Below are 19,305 nucleotides of genomic sequence, written 5' to 3' on the forward strand. Positions count from 1 at the left end.
TAATCCTTATTCCTCAGAACCCAAAGCGGTGCGCATAGTATATCCGCCCCCGGCCCACCCCACATGCCCATTCGTGGCGTAAGTGAACAGAGTCACATCCTGAGTAAGCGGGTTTGCCGTTTTGGCTGCGCACTCCTATACCTTTGACGGATAAGCCTTCACCGTCAGGGAGCGTGCTATGGCTACTGTATTAACCCGTAATGAGCGTCTCGACAGGCTGCGCCAGCGTCAGATTACACCGGTCCTGATTGCCGGAGGCGGCATAAACGGCATCAGTACCTTTCGCGAACTGGCCCTCCAGGGCATCCCGGCGATTCTGGTGGAGCGCGATGACTGGTGTCAGGCGGCGAGTGGCGCCCTGTCGCGCATGATCCATGGCGGCCTGCGCTATCTTGAGACCGGTGAGTTTGGCCTGGTTAAAGAGTCGGTGATCGAGCGCGACCGGCTGCTGAAAAACGCGTCGCACTATGTTTTCCCGCTGCGAACCACGGTGCCGGTGGAAACCTTCGGCGGCGGCATGGTCAACGCCACGCGACGGTTTCTGCGCCTCAGTGACAAACCTGCCCGGCGCGGTGCGCTGCTGATCAAAACCGGCCTCAGCCTGTATGACCTCTATACGCGCCAGTATGGCTCCATGCCTAAACATCAGGTGCGAACTGAGGCGGCAACCCGCGATCGCTGGCCGGGCTTTGCGCCGTGGGTGAAATATAGCGCCAGCTACTATGATGCGTGGATCAGCGCCCCTGAACGGCTGGGGTTTGAGCTGGTGGAGGATGCGGAGCGCGCCTGCAGCGACGCGCTGGCGCTGAATTATATGCAGGTAATCAGCAGCGACGGTGAGAGCGTTACGCTGAAAGATACGCTGAGCGGAGAGCAGTTTCGCCTGCAGCCACACGTGCTGGTCAATGCCGGCGGCGCGTGGATTGATCGGCTTAACCAGCAGATCGCGCCTAAAAGCGCCCGGCAGAAGCTGATTGGCGGAACCAAAGGGTCACATCTGATTCTCGATCATCCGGAGCTGCTGCGCATGCTCGATGGCGAAATGGTCTATTTCGAGAATCAGGAGGGGCGCGTCTGCATCCTCTATCCGTGGGGAGGTAAAGTTCTGGCCGGCTCAACGGATATCCGCGTTGACGATCCCGATAACGTGGTCTGCGAGGCAGCTGAGAAAGCGTATATTCTTGAGTCGCTGCGCTTTGTCTTTCCTGAGGTGGTGGTGCCGGAGTCCGCTGTAGTCTACACCTTTTGCGGCGTGCGTCCGCTGCCCGCCAGTGATGCAAAGCTGAGCGGTCAGATATCACGTAACCATTCGCTGGTGATGCTGCCGCCCGATCCCACCCGCGCCTGGAGCACGCTCTGCCTGGTCGGCGGTAAGTGGACTACGTTTCGCCGCTTCGGTGAAGAGGCAGCAGATCGTGTTCTGCGGCTGCTGGGCGAAAAGCGCCACGTCTCTACCACGGATTTAGCGATTGGCGGCGGGCGCGACTTTCCTGCTCCGGCGGCTCAGCCCGCCTGGATCGCCCAGCTGGCGCAGCAGCATGAACTGCCGCTGCCGCGCGTCACGCAGCTGGTAAAACGTTACGGCAGCCGCGCCTTACCGCTGCTGCCGCTGCTGCGCGACGACGACCACCCGCTGCATCACCACGCCGATTACAGCGCCACGGAACTGCGCTATCTGACAGAGCATGAGCAGGTGTGCCAGCTGGAAGATCTGCTGGTGCGCCGCACGTCGCTGGCGATCGGCGGCGAGCTGACCCCGCCGCTTATTCAGGAGATCTCGCTGCTGATGGCGCAGACGCTGGGCTGGAGCGAGCGTCAGCGGGTACAGCAGCTGCAGCGCTGCTGCGCGTCGCTGGCGCGTTTTCACGGCCTGCATGGCCTCTACCCTACGGTGATGCAGCAGGAGGCACAGCATGTCAGCGAGCAGTAAGGTACGCATGAAGCGGTTATTCCGTCACGGCCGCTGTCTGGACGTAGCGGTCGATCACGGTATTGCCAATGAACCCGATTTTCTGCAGGGACTTGAGAATATTGACGCGGTGATGCAGAACCTGATTGCCGCGCAGCCGGACGCGATTCAGCTCAATTACGGACAGGCGGATCTGCTGCAGCGCGCGGAAGGGGTGAAGCCCGCTCTGGTGCTGCGCACCGACGTCGGCAACGCCTATAACGCCGTGCGCCATCGTGAGATGTGGGCAGTGCTGCATAATCCTGATGAGCCGATCCTGGCAGCGCTGCAGCTGGATGCGGCCGCCGTGGTGGTGAACCTTTATCTTATCCCCGATGAACCCGCGATTTTTCGCATGTGCATCGAAAATATTGGCCGGCTGCGCCATGCGTGCGACCGCTACGGCATGCCGCTGATGATTGAGCCGCTGGTGATGGCACCCGCCGGTCAGGGGGTCGCCTACGGTTCACTGGGTGATGCAGAGCAGATCGTTCCGCTGGTGCGGCTGGCGCGCGAACTGGGCGCCGATATTATCAAAGCGGATCCAACCGATAACCCGGCTGATTTTCACCGCGTGGTAGAGGCGGCGCGCTGTCCGACGCTGGTGCGCGGCGGGGGTAAAGGCGAGATCGGTGCGGTACTGCACAAAAGCGCGCTGCTGATGGCGCAGGGCGCCAGCGGCATGGTGTACGGGCGCAATGTTTATCAGCACGCCTCTCCTGCCCGGGTCGTCGCCGCCCTGATGGCCATTATTCATCAGGGTGCTAGCGGTGAGGATGCGCTGGCCCTTTATCAGCAGGCTGACGCCTGACCTGGCGCAGGTTCTGCACGCTCTCCTCTGCAGTTTTACGGAGCCGGATATGAAAATCCTGGGTATTGATGCCGGTAATACGATGATCAAGGCGGTGCTGTTTGATCTCAGCGGGACGATACTGGCCGTGGCTGAGCATAGCGGCGAAACGCTGCAGCCGCAGGAGGGCTACGCCGAGCGTTCGATAGCCGCCATCCGGCACGGTACTGAACAGGCGATCCGTCGCTGCCTGCTGCAGGCGGGCACCGACGCACAGGATATCATTGCAGTGGGCGCCGCCGGACACGGCAATGGCCTCTATACGCTGGACCGGGCGCTGCAGCCGCAGCTCGGTATTCAGTCGATCGATCGGCGGGCGGACGATATTGTCGCTGCGCTGGAGCAGGCTGAAAAACAGCACGCCATTTATACCCTCTCCCGCCAGACGCCGTGGGCAGCCTCCACGCCGGTGCTGCTGAGCTGGGTTAAACAGCATCAGCCTCAGATATGGCAGCAGATTGGTGCGGTACTGAGCGCTAAAGATGTTATCGTCCATTTTCTCAGCGACGCGCTCAGCAGCGACTATTCAGATGCGGCGGGTGCCGGGCTGATTGACTATCGCGTTCGCGATTACAGTAGTGAGCTGCTGGCGCTCTATGACATTCAGGAGGCAGCAGCCTGGCTGCCGCCGCTGCGTGAATCGAGCGCGGTCAGCGGTTATGTTACCGCGCCGGCGGCGGCACGCACCGGTTTGCCGGCGGGCATACCGGTAGTAGCGGGCCTGTTTGATGTGGTGGCGAGCGCAGCGGGATCGGGGGTCGTCAGCTGCGGTGACGCCTCAATCGTAGCGGGTACGTGGAGCATCAATCAGGTTGTGGTGGATAAACCTGACTATCTTCGCCCGGTTTCCATGAGTTCAATGATAGAACGGGATCGCTTTATGGCGATTGAGGCCAGCGCTACTTCAGCGGCTAACCTCAACTGGTTTCTGCGGGAATTTGACGACCGGCGCGGAGGAAAAGGCGCGGTGCAGAGCAGTGAGTGCGTGGCGCAGATCCGTCAGGATCCGCATCTGCCGTTCTATCACCCCTATCTCTACTCCGGCCGCAAACCGGAATCGGCCCGCGCCGGCTTTTACGGGCTGGGCGGCTGGCATACCCGTGCAGATATGCTGTTTGCCCTGTTTGAAGGTGTGACCTTTGCTCATCGGGCGCATATTGACCGGCTGCACGCTGCCGGCCTCCCTTTTACCCGCGCAACGCTCTCAGGCGGCGCCGCGCGCAGCGTCATCTGGCCGCAGATGTTTGCCGACGTTCTGAATATCCCGGTGCGGGTGGCAGAGTGTACGGAAACCGGCGCGCTGGGCGCCGCGCTCTGTGCAGGCGTTGGCGTGGGCGTGTGGCGGGATCTGACAGATGCGGTGCAGCACGCGGTGCGTCTGCAGCCGGAAGAGCGGCAGCCGCGGCCGGAGTGGGTCAGCTTCCACGACGCGCGCTATCACCAGTTTAAAAAGCTGGAGCTGGCGATGCGCGACATCTGGCGCGAGACCCGCTGATACTCAGCGACACTGGCTGGTGCAGTTCTGTACACAGATTTGCGCCAGCGAGCCACATCCGCCGCCGCTATCATTTTTGCACTGTGACTGCTGTACGTAGCAGTTTTGCTGACAGGCCGACAGATCGCATTTCGACGCAACCGGGGTAAACATGGCAGACGGCGATTTGGGCGACGGCTGCCAGCTGCTCTGCGCCATCGCGTTTACGCTGCACGTCATCATTAACGCAATTATCCACTTCATGATTAATCCTCCGCTCTGAAGCGTTAAGTATGCGCAAAATCTGGTCAAAATGCCGCATGAAACAAAAGATTCATGAGAATAGGCCTGCACCATAAAAGTGCGAATGCACTGCAACATTCGTTTCACTAATACGTCTCTTTTATAAAAACCTATAGTTATCAACATGCTGCCTGTTGACGCGCATCTGGTACAGAAGTTGCAGTATCTCCCTGTCTGAGCACAGGAGAGCATGATGAAAGTGATTGTTATTGGCGCCGGTATCGGCGGAATGAGTGCAGCTATCGCCCTGGAACGGGCAGGCTTTGAGACAGAAGTCTATGAGGCTGTCGCGGAGATGAAGCCGGTTGGCGCAGCCATTTCCGTCTGGCCTAACGGCGTGAAATGTCTGAATGCCCTCGGTCTGAAACAGCCGCTGCGCGCGCTGAGCGGCAATATGGCCTGGATGGCTTATCACGATGCGCGAAGCGGTGCCCCCCTGACCCGCTTCAGCCTGGATCCGCTGGTGCAGCGCACCGGTGAATATCCTGCGCCGGTATCACGCGCCGGGCTGCAGGCGATGCTGCTTGATACGTATGGCCGGACGCGCGTTCGCTTTGGCAGGCGCGTTACGCATGCTGAACAAACCTCGCAGGGCGTTACCGCTTTCTTTGCCGACGGCAGCGAAGCCACAGGCGACCTGCTGATCGCTGCGGACGGCACGCACTCTGTGCTGCGCGAGGCGGTGCTGGGCGAGCGCGTGGCGCGTCGCTATGCGGGCTATGTAAACTGGAACGGGCTGATTAGCGTGGATGAAGCGATAGCACCCGCCGATCAGTGGACCACTTTTGTCGGCGACGGCAAACGCGTGTCGCTGATGCCGGTTGCCGGCAACCGCTTCTACTTCTTCTTCGATGTGCCGCTACCTGCCGGCCTCGCTCAGGATCGCACCACGCTGCGCGCCGATCTCAGCGGCTATTTCGCCGGCTGGGCCGAACCGGTGCAGCGGCTGATAGCGCAGCTCGATCCGCTCACCACTAACCGGGTCGAGATACACGATACCGAACCCCTTACCCGCTTTGTGCGCGGACGCGTGGCGCTGCTGGGCGATGCAGCCCATAGCACCACCCCCGATATTGGTCAGGGCGGCTGCGCGGCAATGGAAGATGCCGTGGTGCTGGCACAAACGCTGGCGACCCACTCGCTGGGGGTGGAAGATGCGCTGCTGCGCTATCAGGCGCGCCGGCTGGATCGCACCCGCGACCTGGTGCTGAAGGCTCGCAAGCGCTGCGACGTGACGCACGGTAAAGAGCCCGCGCTGACGGCGGCCTGGTATGAAGAGCTAAAAACCGAAAGCGGCGAGCGGGTGCTGGCTGGCATGTGCGACACAATCTGCGGTGGCCCGATGGGGTAGCGCGCCACCGCTTCTGCCCTACTCTGCTCTTAATCCGCGATGGCGCAGCATCGGCTCTGGCGCTGGCGCTTTACCGCGCCAGCTCAGCCAGACGTGCTGCAGATCGCTGCTGTTTCCGCGTGACAAGACCAGCTCCCGGAAGCGCTGCCCGTTTTCCCGCGTCAGGCCGCCCTGTTCAGTGAACGCCTGATAGCCATCGTCAGCCAGCATCTGCGTCCAGATATAGGCGTAATAACCTGCCGCATATCCTCCTCCCCAGATGTGACGAAAATAGCTGGAGCGATAGCGCGGCGGCACCGCTGACAGCGCAATGTTTTCTGCCTGCAGCGCCTGCCGTTCAAAATGTTCCACATCCTGCGGCTTATCGTGCGCGGAGAGGGAGTGCCACTGCAGATCCAGCAGCGCCGCGGCCAGCAGTTCGGTCATGTCATAACCTTTATTAAAGGTGGCGGCCCGCACCATTTTTTCGCGCAGCGCAGCGGGCATCGGCTCCCCGGTTTCCCAGTGGCGCGCATAGCTGGCGAACACCGCCTCATGACTGGCCCAGTGTTCGTTAATCTGCGACGGAAACTCCACAAAATCGCGCGGCGTGGCCGTACCGGAGAGGCTGGCGTAGCGCTGGCTGGCAAACAGGCCGTGCAGCGCATGACCAAATTCGTGGAACAGCGTGATAACGTCATCCCAGCTCAGCAGCGCCGGCTGGCCAGGCTGCGGTTTGGTATAGTTGCAGACGTTGTAGATCACCGGTTTCTGATCCAGCAGCGCAGACTGGTCGACAAAGTTGCCCATCCATGCCCCGCCGCTTTTATTATCACGGGCGAAAAAGTCGGTATAAAACAGCGCCAGCGGCGTCTCATCGGCGTCGAAAATCTCATAGACGCAGACATCCGGATGATAGACCGGCAGATCGTGGCGCTGGCTGAACCGGATGCCGTAAAGCTGCGTGGCGGCCCAGAATGCGCCGCGCTCCAGCACGCTATCCAGCGCGAACCAGGGACGAATAGCGTCTTCATCAAAGTCATATTTCGCCTGGCGCACCTGCTCGGCGTAAAAGTTCCAGTCCCAGGCGCGCAGGTCAAATCTCTGCTGCTGCTCAGCCATCAGCTGTTCTATCTCTGCGGCCTCGCGCCCGGCGCGCTCGCAGGCTGCCGGCACAATATTACGCATAAAGTCCAGCGCGGCCTCCGGCGTTTTCGCCATCTGATCCTGCAAATTCCACGCCGCATAGCTGCTATAGCCCAGCAGCGCGGCCTGCTCCGCCCGCAGCTGCGCCATACGCGAAACCAGCGGCCGCGTATCGTTTGCATCGTTACGCTCACAGCGCTTCAGCGCCTGCTCAAACAGCGCTTCCCGCGTGGCGCGGATGGTTAATCGGCTCAGCGCTGGCTGCTGCGTGGTGTTTTGCAGCGGGATCAGCCACTGATTATCCAGACCGCGTGCGGCCGCAGCGGCACGCGCCTGCTCCAGCGCTGCATCGTCGAGTCCCGCCAGCGCCTCCGGGCTGCTGACGGTGTAGGCGGCTGACTGCGTCGCCGCCAGCAGCCGGTTGCCAAAGCGGGTGCTGAGGCCTGCCAGCTCCTGATTGATATCGCGCAGCCACTGTTTTTCATCCTCACTCAGGCTGGCGCCGGCCAGCTGAAACGCCTGCCGGGTAACTTCCGTCAGCCGCACCGCCTCTGCGTCCGGGCAGGCGGTGCTGCGCTGCTGCCAGACCGCCTCCAGCCGGGCGAAGAGCGTGCTGTTAAGGTAGATCTCATCGTGCAGCGCCGCCAGGGCGGGCGTGATGATCTCTTCCACCTCCTGCAGGCGCGACGACGTATTCGCTGCCGTCATGGCTGAAAAGACCTGCCATACCCGGCTCAGTAAGAGGCCGCTGCGCTCCAGCGCTTCAAAGGTATTAGCAAAGTCCGGTGGCGCCGGGTTTGCGATAATCGCGGCGACTTCGCGGCGCTTCTCTTCGATGCCCGCTTCCAGCGCCGGCAGAAAATCGTCTTCGCTTATCTGATCGAACGGCGGCGCCTGATACGGCAGCGTGCTGGCGCTAAAAAAGGGATTGGCGGATCGGTTCATTATCGCTCCTGATAATCAGCAACGCCGCAATAGCCTGCGGCAGAGAGCCTTTATCCTGGCACGCCGGGGTGCGGGCAACAACCCGGCGTGCTGCCCGCCGTCTCTTTTTGCCACACCGGCTGGCCATTTACCCAGGTCTGCGCAATGTTGCGATCGTCACCCAGCGTCATCAGAACAAACAGCTGCTCGAAAATATCTTTACTGTTGCCATGACGCAGCTGCTGCAGCGGCGATACGGCCGGATCCAGCACCACAAAATCCGCCTCTTTGCCGGGCGTGAAATTGCCAATTTTATCGTCGAGATCCAGCGCCTGCGCCCCGCCCAGCGTGGCGCGATAAAGCGCTTCGCAGGCGGTCAGCTTATAGTGCTGCAGCTGCCCGACTTTATACGCCTCGCCCAGCGTCTGCAGCAGGTTAAAAGTGGTGCCAGCGCCGACGTCGGTGCCGATCCCCATGCGCACGTTCTCCTGCCAGCAGCGTTTGAGATCAAACAGCCCGCTGCCCAGAAACAGATTTGAAGTAGGACAAAACGCGATGGCTGAACCGGTGTCGTGCAGGCACTGCCACTCATGATCCTGCAGATGCAGGCAGTGGGCAAATACGCTGCGTGCGCCAGTGAGCTGATAGTGGTGATAGACATCAAGATAGCCGTTGCGCTCGGGAAAAAGCTCTCTGACCCACGCCACCTCCTGCGGATTTTCACTCAGGTGCGTATGCAGCCAGGTATCGGGAAACTCTTTCCGCAGCTGACCTACCCGTTCCAGCAGCTGTGGCGAAGAGGTCGGCGCAAAGCGTGGCGTCAGCGCATAGCCAAGACGGCCGCGCCGGTGCCAGCGCGCTATCAGCGCCCGCGTCTGCTGATAGCTCGTTTCGGGGGTTTCAGTCAGGTAGTCCGGCGCGTTGCGGTCCATCATCACTTTACCGGCAATGAGTCGCATGCTGAGCCGCTCCGCCGCGCTGAAGAGCGCGTCAACCGACTGCGGATGCACCGTGCCAAACACCAGTGCGGTAGTGGTACCGTTAGCCAGCAGCTGCTGCAGGAAAAAACCGGACATCTTTGCCGCATGGGTTGCACAGTGATACTGCTGCTCAACCGGAAAGGTATAGTTATTCAGCCAGGTCAGCAGCTGTTCGCCAAACGCGCCCATCATTTCCGTCTGCGGATAGTGAATATGGGTATCGATAAACCCCGGCACAATCAGCTTGCCGCGCAGATCCGTGACCCGCCGGCTATCCACCCGCGCCGCCGCGCTGCTCCAGCTTTCCAGGCTGACAATTTTTCCTGCACGCAGCGTGAGCAGACCATCAGCGAGATAGCGTGCGGCGTCACTCAGCGCCTCTGGCTGATCTACCGTGCGGGTAAAATCAAAAAAACTGGCGCGCAGCAGCGTCTCGTTGTCAGCATTCATAACTCATCCTCTCAGTAAGATAAGATGAATGTGCAAAAGACGTGCCAGGAACGGTTTATTTATCTGCTAAATCATAAGGTTAGCCTGAAAGAGAGGCAACCGAATGCGCAAACGATTACGCGTATCTGCGCCGGCGTTAAGATTTAATGGCGACCGCTCACGCTGCCCCATGATGCATCAGCGCGGTGCGCCCCTGCACCCGGTTAACGCATTCTGGCGACGGAGCGTTTGCCGGTCGCTTTTTTTCAGCAGGCGAAGAATGATGGTGATATGGTTAAACGCGGACTACCTGAAAACAGTTAAGGAACAGTGAGATGATTATTTTTGTTACCGGTGCCACTGCAGGGTTTGGTGAAAGTATTACCCGTCGCTTCATTGCCACAGGCCATAAAGTAATCGCCAGCGGGCGGCGCGCCGAACGACTGCAGGCGCTGAAGGATGAGCTGGGTGAAAACCTCTATACCGTTCAGCTCGATGTGCGTAATCGTGCCGTTATCGAGGAGGTCATCGCTGCGCTGCCGGCAGAGTGGCGCAACATTGATGTACTGGTCAACAACGCCGGCCTGGCGCTGGGCACTGAGCCAGCCCACAAAGCCAGCGTTGATGACTGGGAAAACATGATCGACACCAATACCAAAGGCCTGGTTTTCATGACCCGGGCGCTGCTGCCTGCCATGGTAGAGCGCAACGTCGGGCATATTGTCAATATCGGGTCTATTGCCGGAAGCTGGCCCTATGCGGGCGGCAACGTCTATGGTGCAACCAAAGCGTTTGTGCGCCAGTTCAGCCTGAATCTGCGTACCGATCTCCACGGCACCGCGCTGCGCGTAACCGATATCGAGCCGGGTCTGGTCGGCGGAACGGAGTTTTCTAATGTGCGCTTTAAAGGCGATGACGATCGCGCCGGCGCGGTGTATGAAGGCACAACGGCGCTGACGGCAGAGGATGTTACCGAGGCCGTTTACTGGGTAACCACGCTGCCAGCGCACGTCAATATCAACACGCTGGAGATTATGCCGGTCAGCCAGACCACCGCCGGGCTGAAAGTGCATAAAGACGCATAATCGCGTGTGACAACGTCACCTGATAGCACCGGGTGACGCTGTTACGCTTTTCCCCAGCCGGTGACAATAATCAGCATCCCGCACAGCGCTATCAGCGCGCCCGCCCAGTCCCATGCGCTCAGCCGCACCCCATCCACCACGCGCAGNACGCTGGAGATTATGCCGGTCAGCCAGACCACCGCCGGGCTGAAAGTGCATAAAGACGCATAATCGCGTGTGACAACGTCACCTGATAGCACCGGGTGACGCTGTTACGCTTTTCCCCAGCCGGTGACAATAATCAGCATCCCGCACAGCGCTATCAGCGCGCCCGCCCAGTCCCATGCGCTCAGCCGCACCCCATCCACCACGCGCAGCCAGATCAGAGCCGTAAACACATAGACACCACCATACGCCGCGTACACCCGCCCGCTTGCCGCCGGATGCAGCGTGAGCAGCCAGACAAACAGCGCCAGACTCGCCGCAGCCGGCAACAGCAGCCAGGCGCTCATCCCTTTACGCAGCCAGAGCCAGGGCAAGAAACAGCCCGCAATCTCTGCGACAGCCGTAATGAAAAATAATAGTGCGGTCTTGATCAGCATAATCCTGCTCTCTGTTCCCTCAACGCGCTGCACACCGCTGGTGAGCAGCAAAAGCAGGATGATATACTAGCCGCTGTTACGGCAACAGCCTTGCCCGGCTGACCGGGTCTGACTAAAGGACAACATCATGAAACACTATGCTTCCGTTCTGTTTACGGCGCTGCTGACGGCCAGCGTGCTGCTCAGTGCTCCCTTTGCCACTGCCCGCACCGATCGTCTGATCGTGGAAGATGGCAATAGCGCGGCCAGCAATGAAGCCGCCCGCCAGAGTAAAGAGCAGTGGAACGACACGCGTAATCTGCGCAGCAAGATTAATACCCGGACAGAGAAAGAGTTCGACAAAGCGGACCGCGCGTTTGATACCCGCGACGCCTGCGACAAGAGCTACAACGTGAATGCTTACTGGGAAGAGAATACCCTGCGCTGCCTCGACCGCCGCACTGGTCGTCCCGTCGCGCCGTAACGCGGCGCTGCTGCTATAGTGTTCAGAGAAACAGTCAACAAGGAGTTTGCGATGAAAAAGGGTTCTCTGGTACTGCTGCTGGGTGTGATGACGCTGCCGCTGATGGCTCAGGCCTCCTGCGACAGCGTTCGCGCCGATATCAGTAAAAAAATTGTCAGTAATGGCGTGGCGGAGTCAGATTTTACGCTGGATATCGTGCCGAACGATCAGGCCGATCAGGCGGGTGGTCAGGTGGTCGGCCACTGTGAAAACGATACGCAAAAAATTGTTTATAAAAAGAATATGCGGGATGCGGAGGGTAGCGCACCTGACGGCGCCGGCAGCTCTCAGGATATGTCAGCGCAGTAACCTGCAACCGGGGCAGCCGCCGCTGCTGCCCCGCTTCTTCTCGTCTATTCCATCTCCGGTCGCTGACGCGGCATAAGCCAGGCGATCCACACCGTCAGCAGCGCGATCAGCAAAGCCACGATAAATACCCAGTGCAGCGATGCGGCAATCTGGGTCGTCCAGAGCTGCAGTTCTGCAACTGGCAGCGCCTCCCGGCTCTCCGGCGACATAATTTTTTGCATCGGGTCCTCCGCCTGCGGCAGCCGCTGCGCCAGATTGATGTTTAAAACCGCCCCCATCAGTGCGGTTCCCAGCGCTGAACCGAGCATCCGGCTGAACATAATAGAGGCGGTACAGATACCGCGGATCTCATACTGCGCATGGTTCTGCACGGAGACCAGAAACGTGGTGCTGGTCATGCCCATGCCGGTGCCGATAACAAAGGCCGTAAAGCCCGCCTGCAGCACGGAACTTTCCGCGTGGAGCAGCAGCAGCAGTGCGCTGCCGGCGATCAGTAACAGTGCGCCAAGCTGAGCGGTAAAGCGATAGGAGGTCACAAGCATCAGGCGACCGCTGAGCGTACTGGCAATCGGCCAGCCAATGGACATCATCGCCAGCGCGCTGCCCGCCTGCAGCGGCGTACCGCCGGTAATTCCCTGGATCCAGGTGGGCAGAAACGCGCTGATGCCCATCATGGTGGCGCCGATAATCAGATTACCGGCGTTGCCTGCCACAATCAGACGGCTGCGCCACAGCGCAAGCGGGAAAAGCGGTGCCGCCGTCTGCTGTTCGTGCCGTTTGAGACGCCAGCCTGCCACGCCTGCCAGCAGCAGAAACGGCAGCAGCCAGTAGCCGAGCACTTCCGCCTGCAGCAGCGCCACCAGCAGCGCAGTGACGCTGATCATCAGCCAGCAGCTGCCGGTAATATTCAGCGCACCCGCTGCGGAGACCGGGCGGGCGGGCAGGAAACGCGCCAGCAGCAGCATGGAGATCAGCCCTATCGGTACGTTGACCCAAAAGATCACCGCCCAGCTGAAGTGCTGCACCAGCCACGCTCCGCTAAGCGGCCCGATAATTGCCGCCACGCCCCAGACGCTGGAGAGCCAGCCCTGAACGGTGGCGCGTTCACGCGGGGAGTAGATATCCGCCACAATGGTGGTCGTCAGCGGCATAATGGCACCCGCTCCCAGCCCCTGAAACGCGCGGAACAGAATGAGCCACGTCATGGTATGAGCAAAGCCACACAGCACTGAGCCGAACAAAAACAGCGATACCCCGACAAAAAAGAGCCGCTTACGTCCCCATATATCAGCTAAACGGCCATAAAGCGGCACGCTGACCGCCTGCGTCAGGAGATAAATAGAAAATACCCAGCCAAACTGCGCAAAGCCACCCAGATCGGCAATGATCGTAGGCATCGCCGTCGCCACAATCGTCACCTCAATCGCGGCCATAAACATGGCCAGCATACAGGCAAACAGGATCCATGGACGATGGCTGCGCAAAACTTCAGCGTGCTCTGACATAACGCTCCTTATACTATTTTACTCTCTCTTATCCCGCCACACAGTCCGTGCTTATGTGACAGGGTAACCTTTTTCGATGAATTTTTTTTATTGTCATACCATCCCGTACCCGGTGCGGGCTGCAGACAGTTTTGACCACGTTCTGTCAGCTGTTTTTTGCGTTAAATGCTGGCTTTGCCGATCAGAGATTGCTATAGACTTTTAGCCATCAGGTTAATTATCTGTGAATTTATGCAGGGTTAACGCAGGCAACACACACTTTAACCATAAAATTTTGCTATCGAAAGCGGCCCCTTATCCTGCCGCTCAGCAGAGCAATCATAGCTGATAGTTTGTTTATTCAGGGAGAAAACGGTTATGCCTCACGCATCGCTGATCCGGCGCACCGGATTGGCTCTTCTCACTCTTATGGTACTCGTTGCGCTTCTGATCTGGGGCATTGGTCCGGATACGCTGCGCGCCCGCCAGACCGATCTGATCTATCTTGGCCAGCAGCATCTCTGGCTGGTTTTCTGGTCCATGCTCTGCGCCCTGCTGGTGGGGATCCCTGCCGGGATTGTGCTGAGCCGCCCTTTTGCGCGACGTCAGGCGGAATATGTTATGCAGATATTCAACGTCGGCAATACTCTCCCGCCTCTGGCCGTGCTGGCGCTGGCCATGGTCGTCGTAGGCATCGGTGAGCGACCGGCGCTGATTGCGCTGTTTCTCGCCTCGCTGCTGCCCATTGTGCGCAATACCTATGCCGGCCTGTGCGCGGTTCCGCCGGCGCTGACTGAGGCGGCTAAAGGCATTGGCATGACCCGCCTGCAGCGGCTGCGCCGGGTTGAGCTGCCGGACGCGCTGCCGGTGATATTAGCCGGTGTGCGCATCGCCACCGCGATTAACGTCGGCACCGCGCCGCTGGCCTTTTTAATAGGCGCCAGCAGCTACGGCGAGCTGATTTTCCCCGGGATCTATCTGAACGATTTCCCGACGCTGATTCTGGGTGCGGCCGCCACCGCGCTGATTGCGCTGATCCTGGATATGCTGCTGGCCGCGCTGGGCCGCATTCTTTCGCCACACGCTGCAACTTAACTCATGGAGCACGTTCTGATGACCCCCACCAGACTGTTTTTCCACCGGCTGCGCGGCGCTGTGCTGGCCCTGAGCGCTGCGCTACTGCTTAATCAGTCAGCGCTGGCGGCTGCGCCCGTTACGCTCTCAACCAAAAGCTTTACAGAGCAGCATATTTTGTCTGCCCTGACCGTTTTATGGCTGCAGAAAAACGGGTTTACGATCGTCCCTAAGACCAATATTGCGACCACCATCAGCCGTAATGCCATGATCAATAAACAGATCGATATGACATGGGAATATACCGGCACCTCGCTCATTATTTTCAACCACATCAGTAAGCCCATGTCCCCTGAACAGGCGTGGGAAACAGTAAAAAAGCTGGATGCAAAACTGGGCCTGGTCTGGCTTGAACCGGCACCGATGAACAACACCTACGCCTTCGCCATGCAGCGTCGTCGCGCAGAGCAGGAGGGTATTACCACCCTGTCGCAGCTGGTCAGCAGAATGAAGCAGGTGCGCGCCAGCGATCCGGAGCATAACTGGCGGCTGGGACTCGACCTGGAGTTTGCTGGTCGCTCCGATGGCCTGAAGCCGCTGCAAAACGTTTATCAGCTACCGCTCGATCGCCCGCAAATCCGCCAGATGGATCCCGGCCTGGTCTATAACGCGGTCCGTGACGGGTTTGTGGACGCAGGCCTGATCTATACCACCGATGGCCGGGTCAAAGGCTTTGACCTGCTGGTATTAAAAGATGATAAGCACTTTTTCCCCAGTTACAACGTCACGCCAGTGGTACGTAAAGAGGTGCTCGCTGCACATCCGGGCCTGGAGAAAGCGCTGAATCAGCTCTCAGCGTTGATTACTGATGACGCTATTTCACAAATGAACAAGCGGGTGGATATCGATCATCAGTCACCCGCTCAGGTTGCACGCGATTTCCTCCAGTCGCGCAACATGCTGTAAGGAGACACCATGGATACCCTGTATTACATCACTGATAACTGGCAGATGCTGCTGGGTCTGACCTGGCAGCACACCTGGCTGGTGCTGGTGGCGGTGGGTTTTGCCATCCTGGCTGGCGTACCGCTCGGCATTTTAATTGTCCGCTTTAAGTGGCTGGCGACGCCGGTGCTGGGCGTCGCCACTATTGTACTGACCATCCCCACCATCGCGCTGTTCGGGCTGATGATCCCGCTGTTTTCGCAGATCGGCCAGGGCATCGGCGCCCTGCCCGCCATCACGGCAGTGTTTCTCTATTCGCTGCTGCCTATTGTGCGTAACACCCATACGGCGCTGGAGAACCTGCCCTCCGGGCTGCGCGAAGCGGGACGCGGCATCGGTATGACGTTCTGGCAGCGGCTGCGCTGGGTAGAGATCCCGATGGCGCTGCCGGTGATTTTTGGCGGCATCCGCACGGCGGTGGTGATGAACGTCGGCGTCATGGCGATCGCCGCCGTTATCGGTGCAGGCGGTCTCGGATTGCAGCTGCTGGATGGCATCGGCGGAAGCGATGTACGCATGCTTATTGCCGGCGCGCTGATGATATGTCTGCTGGCTATCTTTCTTGACTGGCTGCTGCACCGGCTGCAGCTGGCACTGACCCCGAGGGGGATTCGCTAATGATTAAACTGGAAAACCTGACGAAAACTTTTACCCAGAAGAGTGGCGCGGCCTTTAACGCAGTAGATAACGTCAGTCTGGATGTACCGGCAGGCGAAATGTGCGTGCTGCTCGGCCCTTCCGGCTGTGGCAAAACCACCACGCTGAAGATGATTAACCGGCTGATACCGGCCAGCGGCGGCCGGATTTATATCAACGGAGAGGATACCAGCGGCCAGGATACGGTAACGCTGCGCCGCAACATCGGCTATGTGATCCAGCAGATTGGCCTGTTTCCGAACATGACGATTGAGGAGAATATCACGGTGGTGCCGCGTATGCTGGGCTGGGATAAAAAGCGCTGCCGTGAACGGGCTACGGAGCTGATGAGCATGGTGGCGCTGGACCCGACTAAATTTTTGCATCGCTATCCGCGCGAAATGTCCGGTGGTCAGCAGCAGCGTATCGGCGTTATCCGCGCCCTGGCCGCCGATCCACCGGTATTGCTGATGGATGAGCCGTTTGGCGCCGTCGACCCGATAAACCGCGAAGCGATCCAGAACGAGTTTCTGGAGATGCAGCGACAGCTGAAAAAAACGGTCATGCTGGTCAGCCACGATATTGATGAAGCGCTGAAGCTCGGCGATCGCATTGCGGTGTTTGGTCAGGGAAAAATCGTGCAGTGCGCCAGCCCGGATGAGCTGCTGGCAAAACCTGCCAATGACTTTGTCGGCTCCTTTGTCGGGCAGGATCGCACCCTTAAGCGCCTGCTGCTGGTACAGGCGGGTGACGTTACTGACCAGCAGCCCACCATTACCGTACGCCGCAGCACGCCGCTTATGGAGGCCTTTGCCACTATGGATGACAACGATATGCGTTCCGTTACGGTGGTCGATGAGGATGGCAGGCCGCTCGGATTTGTGAAGCGGCGCGAGGCGCGCGGCGCTGCCGGCCAGTGCGGAGAGCTGCTGCACCACTTTCGCGTCACCGGCAAAGCTGAAGAGAACCTGCGCGTGGTGCTGTCAAAACTGTATGAGCACAATACCGTCTGGATGCCGATTGTCGATGAAGATGGGCGCTACAGCGGCGAAATTTCGCAGGATTACATCGCGGATTATCTCAGTTCCGGGCGGACCCGCCGTCGTCTGAACCCCTGAACGCTGCGTGCGCCTGAAGCGGCGCACGCGTGGCTCGTTAATCGTGTTCTGACAGGCTGACAGCTGCGGGTCAGCCGGCCGCGCGTTGCGCCCTGGTAAAGGAAAACGCCGGCCCGGTTAACGCGTCAGGATCGATATAGCGCGTGAGATCGCGCTGCTCAGCGCGCGGCAGATAAGGCAGCTCTCCCAGCAGCGGCGCGGCAAGCCGGTCGCGCAGCACGCTGACAATCTCCGCATAGTGCGCCAGGCCCGGATTGATGCGGTTTGCGACCCAGCCTGCCAGCGTCAGGCCATCGTGCGCAATCGCCTCCGCCGTCAGCAGCGCATGATTAATACACCCCGTTTTTATCCCCACGACCAGCACGACCGGCAGCTGCTGCTGCTGTACCCAGCCGGCGAGCGGCTGCCGATCGTTTATCAGGCTGCGCCAGCCGCCTGTGCCCTCCACAATCACATATCCCGCCTGCGCCTGCAGATCGGCCAGATGACGATCCAGCAGCGCGTAGTCGATATGCTGCCGGGCCCCTGGTCCGGACGCATCGCCGGTCAGAATAACCGGATTCACCGCCGGATAGCTGAGCGTCAGCCCTGACGCCTGCTGCAGCAGTTCTGCATCGCGGTTGCGCAATCCTTCCGGCGTGGCACGCGCCTCTTTTGCCACAGGTTTAAAACCTGCGGCGCAGATGTTTGCCTGTGCCAGCAATTGCAGCAGCGCGCATGCAACCACTGTTTTTCCTGCTCCGGTATCGGTACCTGTGACAAATAGCGTTTTCACCTGTTCCACTCCTTCCAGTAAGCAGCATGGATAGCCTGCGAAGAAGGCAGTGTAGGTAATTGACGCCGCCCGATGCTTGCGTTAGCGCAAACTTAAGGCGGGCTGGAGTTATCCCTGCAGCAGTTTAATCAGCAGATGACCGTTATAGAGGGCGTCTTTGATCAGCGCTGCCGCCCCCAGCGTACCGGGATCGCGCATCAACGCAGGCACCAGCTCCAGATCGCGGCTGTAAGCGGGCAGTGCCTGCTGCCGGATAGTGCTGTTTATGGCGGGAAAAAGTACGTCTGCAGCCTGATTGAGCGGCGAACCGATAAGAATTTTTTGCGGGTTGAAAATATTCACCATCATCGCCAGCATACGCCCGACGTGATGCCCCACGCCGGCAATTGCATCGTGCGCCAGCCGGTCACCCTGCTGCGCAGCGCGGCAGAGGTTTTCCAGCGTCAGCGGCTGCTGATGCAGCTGGCTGTCAGGCTGCAGCGCCAGCCGCTGCTGCGCCAGCTGCAGCAGACTGGCGGTGCTGGCCACGGTCTCCAGGCAGCCGTGATTACCGCAATAGCACTGCTGGCCCCAGGGATCGATCTGGGTATGCCCTATCTCCACCAGCGCACGGCCGCTTTTATGCAGCAGCTGACCGCCACTGATGACGCCGGCGCCTACGGTCTCATCGATCACAATCTGAATAACATCCTGCGCGCCGCGCGACGCGCCAGACTGCGCCTCTGCCAGCGTCCACGCTGAGATGTCATGCTGCACAAACACCGGCAGGCCGGAGCGCTGCGCCAGCGTTTCGCCCAGCGGCATATCCTCTACATCATAGCCCGGCATGCGATGAACCACGCCGGAGGCGGCGTTGATAAGACCAGGGGCAGTGATAGCGATAGCTGTCAGACGCTCAAGCCGCTGCTGATGCCGGATAAAGAACGCATCCACCAGCGTCTGCAGATTCTGCAGCAGCGGCACGTCAGACGTCACGGGCAGCGGCAGGCGATCCTCTTCCAGGGCGCGACTGCTTAAATCGCGCAGCGTCAGCGTGATTGCGCCGGGCTGGATACGTATCGCCAGATAGTGCCACGCCAGCGTATCGAGCACGAGACCAATTGCCGGACGACCACGGCTGCCAGGCTCCTGAAACTCCGTTTCCTGCACCAGATGCGCATCGAGCATTTCGCGTACAATTTTAGTGATGCTGGCGGGTGCCAGCTGCGCCCGCCTGGAGAGTTCAATACGTGATATCGGCCCATGCTGGTCAATCAGACGGTAGACTACGCCTGCGTTAGTCTGTTTGATGTGGTCAATATGACCAGGCTGACTCTCCCGATTCACACCCTGCTCCCGGATATTTTCGCGCT

19 protein-coding genes are annotated in these 19,305 nt (G+C 59.7%); 11 read left to right on the forward strand and 8 right to left on the reverse strand.

The window, feature by feature from the left end:
- Positions 1-178: 178 nt before the first annotated feature.
- Genes F3I15_RS00480 through F3I15_RS00490 form a run of 3 tightly spaced genes read left to right on the forward strand, consistent with a single transcriptional unit; the run spans position 179 to position 4,293 of the window.
- Complete coding sequence (locus tag F3I15_RS00480; protein WP_150016146.1) at positions 179-1,930, forward strand: glycerol-3-phosphate dehydrogenase/oxidase; 1,752 nt, start codon at positions 179-181, stop codon at positions 1,928-1,930.
- Positions 1,914-2,759, forward strand: a complete 846-nt coding sequence (locus tag F3I15_RS00485; protein WP_150016147.1) for a class I fructose-bisphosphate aldolase — start codon at positions 1,914-1,916, stop codon at positions 2,757-2,759. Before F3I15_RS00480 ends, F3I15_RS00485 begins: the two co-directional genes overlap by 17 nt.
- Before the next feature lie 49 nt (positions 2,760-2,808).
- Positions 2,809-4,293: an FGGY-family carbohydrate kinase gene (locus F3I15_RS00490; protein WP_150016148.1), complete on the forward strand. Its 1,485-nt coding sequence runs from the start codon at positions 2,809-2,811 to the stop codon at positions 4,291-4,293.
- 3 nt (positions 4,294-4,296) lie between these two features.
- Here F3I15_RS00490 and F3I15_RS00495 read toward each other — a convergent pair whose 3' ends face one another.
- Positions 4,297-4,536 (reverse strand): hypothetical protein, encoded by a 240-nt coding sequence (locus tag F3I15_RS00495; protein WP_150016149.1) that lies wholly within the window; start codon positions 4,534-4,536, stop codon positions 4,297-4,299.
- 232 nt (positions 4,537-4,768) lie between these two features.
- Here F3I15_RS00495 and hpxO point away from each other — a divergent pair, with 232 nt between their 5' ends.
- Positions 4,769-5,926 (forward strand): FAD-dependent urate hydroxylase HpxO, encoded by a 1,158-nt coding sequence (gene hpxO / locus F3I15_RS00500; RefSeq protein WP_039384376.1) that lies wholly within the window; start codon positions 4,769-4,771, stop codon positions 5,924-5,926.
- Between the two features lie 18 nt (positions 5,927-5,944).
- Here the strand turns inward: hpxO and dcp are convergent, their stop codons facing one another.
- Positions 5,945-7,996 carry a peptidyl-dipeptidase Dcp gene (gene dcp, locus F3I15_RS00505; protein ID WP_150016150.1) on the reverse strand — a complete coding sequence of 684 codons (2,052 nt, stop codon included), beginning with the start codon at positions 7,994-7,996 and terminating at the stop codon, positions 5,945-5,947.
- 50 nt (positions 7,997-8,046) lie between these two features.
- Entirely contained in the window at positions 8,047-9,405 is a 1,359-nt protein-coding gene (gene guaD, locus F3I15_RS00510) for a guanine deaminase (protein WP_150016151.1), read from the reverse strand.
- A 314-nt stretch (positions 9,406-9,719) separates the two neighbouring features.
- Here guaD and ydfG point away from each other — a divergent pair, with 314 nt between their 5' ends.
- Positions 9,720-10,469, forward strand: coding sequence for a bifunctional NADP-dependent 3-hydroxy acid dehydrogenase/3-hydroxypropionate dehydrogenase YdfG (gene ydfG / locus F3I15_RS00515; protein ID WP_039384381.1), 750 nt, complete (start codon positions 9,720-9,722; stop codon positions 10,467-10,469).
- 41 nt (positions 10,470-10,510) lie between these two features.
- Here ydfG and F3I15_RS18430 read toward each other — a convergent pair whose 3' ends face one another.
- A complete protein-coding gene (locus F3I15_RS18430) occupies positions 10,511-10,708 on the reverse strand; it encodes a hypothetical protein (protein WP_370513319.1) in 198 nt (65 codons plus the stop codon).
- Between the two features lie 12 nt (positions 10,709-10,720).
- Complete coding sequence (locus F3I15_RS00525; RefSeq protein ID WP_039385939.1) at positions 10,721-11,047, reverse strand: YnfA family protein; 327 nt, start codon at positions 11,045-11,047, stop codon at positions 10,721-10,723.
- A 130-nt stretch (positions 11,048-11,177) separates the two neighbouring features.
- Between F3I15_RS00525 and F3I15_RS00530 the strand changes: the two genes are divergently transcribed.
- Complete coding sequence (locus F3I15_RS00530) at positions 11,178-11,513, forward strand: DUF1283 family protein (protein ID WP_150016152.1); 336 nt, start codon at positions 11,178-11,180, stop codon at positions 11,511-11,513.
- A gap of 51 nt (positions 11,514-11,564) precedes the next feature.
- Positions 11,565-11,861: a DUF1161 domain-containing protein gene (locus tag F3I15_RS00535; RefSeq protein WP_150016153.1), complete on the forward strand. Its 297-nt coding sequence runs from the start codon at positions 11,565-11,567 to the stop codon at positions 11,859-11,861.
- A gap of 44 nt (positions 11,862-11,905) precedes the next feature.
- Here F3I15_RS00535 and F3I15_RS00540 read toward each other — a convergent pair whose 3' ends face one another.
- Positions 11,906-13,366, reverse strand: coding sequence for an MDR family MFS transporter (locus F3I15_RS00540; protein WP_150016154.1), 1,461 nt, complete (start codon positions 13,364-13,366; stop codon positions 11,906-11,908).
- Positions 13,367-13,723: 357 nt separating this feature from the next.
- On the opposite strand from F3I15_RS00540, the gene F3I15_RS00545 reads away from it, so the two are divergent.
- From F3I15_RS00545 to osmV, 4 genes are read left to right on the forward strand one after another with little or no spacing between them, the layout of a single operon-like run.
- Positions 13,724-14,440, forward strand: coding sequence for an ABC transporter permease (locus F3I15_RS00545; protein WP_150016155.1), 717 nt, complete (start codon positions 13,724-13,726; stop codon positions 14,438-14,440).
- A gap of 18 nt (positions 14,441-14,458) precedes the next feature.
- Complete coding sequence (locus F3I15_RS00550) at positions 14,459-15,385, forward strand: glycine betaine ABC transporter substrate-binding protein (RefSeq protein ID WP_150016156.1); 927 nt, start codon at positions 14,459-14,461, stop codon at positions 15,383-15,385.
- A 9-nt stretch (positions 15,386-15,394) separates the two neighbouring features.
- Positions 15,395-16,042: an osmoprotectant ABC transporter permease OsmW gene (gene osmW, locus F3I15_RS00555; RefSeq protein ID WP_039384394.1), complete on the forward strand. Its 648-nt coding sequence runs from the start codon at positions 15,395-15,397 to the stop codon at positions 16,040-16,042.
- Positions 16,042-17,178, forward strand: a complete 1,137-nt coding sequence (osmV, locus tag F3I15_RS00560) for an osmoprotectant ABC transporter ATP-binding protein OsmV (protein ID WP_150016157.1) — start codon at positions 16,042-16,044, stop codon at positions 17,176-17,178. Before osmW ends, osmV begins: the two co-directional genes overlap by 1 nt.
- A 70-nt stretch (positions 17,179-17,248) precedes the next feature.
- Here the strand turns inward: osmV and bioD are convergent, their stop codons facing one another.
- Both bioD and F3I15_RS00570 read right to left on the reverse strand, forming a co-directional pair.
- Positions 17,249-17,953 carry a dethiobiotin synthase gene (gene bioD / locus F3I15_RS00565; protein WP_150016158.1) on the reverse strand — a complete coding sequence of 235 codons (705 nt, stop codon included), beginning with the start codon at positions 17,951-17,953 and terminating at the stop codon, positions 17,249-17,251.
- 108 nt (positions 17,954-18,061) lie between these two features.
- Positions 18,062-19,279, reverse strand: a complete 1,218-nt coding sequence (locus tag F3I15_RS00570; RefSeq protein WP_150016159.1) for an ROK family transcriptional regulator — start codon at positions 19,277-19,279, stop codon at positions 18,062-18,064.
- Between the last annotated feature and the right edge of the window lie 26 nt (positions 19,280-19,305).

The organism is Pantoea sp. M_9, assembly GCF_008631385.1.
Lineage (GTDB): Bacteria > Pseudomonadota > Gammaproteobacteria > Enterobacterales > Enterobacteriaceae > Pantoea > Pantoea eucrina.

Coding starts and splice junctions, on each gene's coding strand:
- F3I15_RS00490 (WP_150016148.1), top strand. CDS start 2,809: ATGAAAATCCTGGGTATTGATGCCGGTAATACGATGATCAAGGCGGTG.
- osmV (WP_150016157.1), top strand. CDS start 16,042: ATGATTAAACTGGAAAACCTGACGAAAACTTTTACCCAGAAGAGTGGC.
- dcp (WP_150016150.1), bottom strand. CDS start 7,996: ATGAACCGATCCGCCAATCCCTTTTTTAGCGCCAGCACGCTGCCGTAT.
- ydfG (WP_039384381.1), top strand. CDS start 9,720: ATGATTATTTTTGTTACCGGTGCCACTGCAGGGTTTGGTGAAAGTATT.
- hpxO (WP_039384376.1), top strand. CDS start 4,769: ATGAAAGTGATTGTTATTGGCGCCGGTATCGGCGGAATGAGTGCAGCT.
- F3I15_RS00480 (WP_150016146.1), top strand. CDS start 179: ATGGCTACTGTATTAACCCGTAATGAGCGTCTCGACAGGCTGCGCCAG.
- F3I15_RS00545 (WP_150016155.1), top strand. CDS start 13,724: ATGCCTCACGCATCGCTGATCCGGCGCACCGGATTGGCTCTTCTCACT.
- F3I15_RS00535 (WP_150016153.1), top strand. CDS start 11,565: ATGAAAAAGGGTTCTCTGGTACTGCTGCTGGGTGTGATGACGCTGCCG.
- F3I15_RS00540 (WP_150016154.1), bottom strand. CDS start 13,366: ATGTCAGAGCACGCTGAAGTTTTGCGCAGCCATCGTCCATGGATCCTG.
- osmW (WP_039384394.1), top strand. CDS start 15,395: ATGGATACCCTGTATTACATCACTGATAACTGGCAGATGCTGCTGGGT.
- F3I15_RS00485 (WP_150016147.1), top strand. CDS start 1,914: ATGTCAGCGAGCAGTAAGGTACGCATGAAGCGGTTATTCCGTCACGGC.
- F3I15_RS00550 (WP_150016156.1), top strand. CDS start 14,459: ATGACCCCCACCAGACTGTTTTTCCACCGGCTGCGCGGCGCTGTGCTG.
- F3I15_RS00530 (WP_150016152.1), top strand. CDS start 11,178: ATGAAACACTATGCTTCCGTTCTGTTTACGGCGCTGCTGACGGCCAGC.
- guaD (WP_150016151.1), bottom strand. CDS start 9,405: ATGAATGCTGACAACGAGACGCTGCTGCGCGCCAGTTTTTTTGATTTT.
- F3I15_RS00495 (WP_150016149.1), bottom strand. CDS start 4,536: ATGAAGTGGATAATTGCGTTAATGATGACGTGCAGCGTAAACGCGATG.